Source organism: Acinetobacter sp. YH01020 (genome assembly GCF_013420275.1).
Lineage (GTDB): Bacteria > Pseudomonadota > Gammaproteobacteria > Pseudomonadales > Moraxellaceae > Acinetobacter > Acinetobacter amyesii.
Genome location: NZ_VOYN01000129.1, coordinates 1 through 1,134 on the forward strand (window position 1 = coordinate 1; position 1,134 = coordinate 1,134).

The following is a 1,134-nucleotide window of genomic DNA, read 5'->3' on the forward strand; positions in this document are numbered from 1 at the left end:
AGTACCAGCGTACGGCCCACAGAATGATGTCACGCTGAAAATGCCGGCCTTTGAATGGGTTCATGTGCAGCTCCATCAGCAAAAGGGGATGATAAGTTTATCACCACCGACTATTTGCAACAGTGCCTCAGAAAAACTCATCGAGCATCAAATGAAACTGCAATTTATTCATATCAGGATTATCAATACCATATTTTTGAAAAAGCCGTTTCTGTAATGAAGGAGAAAACTCACCGAGGCAGTTCCATAGGATGGCAAGATCCTGGTATCGGTCTGCGATTCCGACTCGTCCAACATCAATACAACCTATTAATTTCCCCTCGTCAAAAATAAGGTTATCAAGTGAGAAATCACCATGAGTGACGACTGAATCCGGTGAGAATGGCAAAAGCTTATGCATTTCTTTCCAGACTTGTTCAACAGGCCAGCCATTACGCTCGTCATCAAAATCACTAGCATCAACCAAACCGTTATTCATTCGTGATTGCGCCTGAGCGAGACGAAATACGCGATCGCTGTTAAAAGGACAATTACAAACAGGAATCGAATGCAACCGGCGCAGGAACACTGCCAGCGCATCAACAATATTTTCACCTGAATCAGGATATTCTTCTAATACCTGGAATGCTGTTTTCCCGGGGATCGCAGTGGTGAGTAACCATGCATCATCAGGAGTACGGATAAAATGCTTGATGGTCGGAAGAGGCATAAATGCCGTCAGCCAGTTTAGTCTGACCATCTCATCTGTAACATCATTGGCAACGCTACCTTTGCCATGTTTCAGAAACAACTCTGGCGCATTGGGCTTCCCATACAATCGATAGATTGTCGCACCTGATTGCCCGACATTATCGCGAGCCCATCTATACCCATATAAATCAGCATCCAGGTTGGAATTTAATCGCGGCCTCGAGCAAGACGTTTCCCGTTGAATATGGCTCATAACACCCCTTGTATTACTGTTTATGTAAGCAGACAGTTTTATTGTTCATGATGATATATTTTTATCGGCACTGTTGCAAATAGTCGGTGGTGATAAACTTATCATCCCCTTTTGCTGATGGAGCTGCACATGAACCCATTCAAAGGCCGGCATTTTCAGCGTGACATCATTCTGTGGGCCGTACGCTGGTA

General features: G+C 44.4%; 1 protein-coding gene. It reads right to left on the reverse strand.

What is annotated here, in order from left to right; all coding sequences use genetic code 11:
• Positions 1–127 precede the first annotated feature (127 nt).
• Positions 128–943 (reverse strand): aminoglycoside O-phosphotransferase APH(3')-Ia, encoded by an 816-nt coding sequence (locus FTT85_RS18505; RefSeq protein WP_000018326.1) that lies wholly within the window; start codon positions 941–943, stop codon positions 128–130.
• Between the last annotated feature and the right edge of the window lie 191 nt (positions 944–1,134).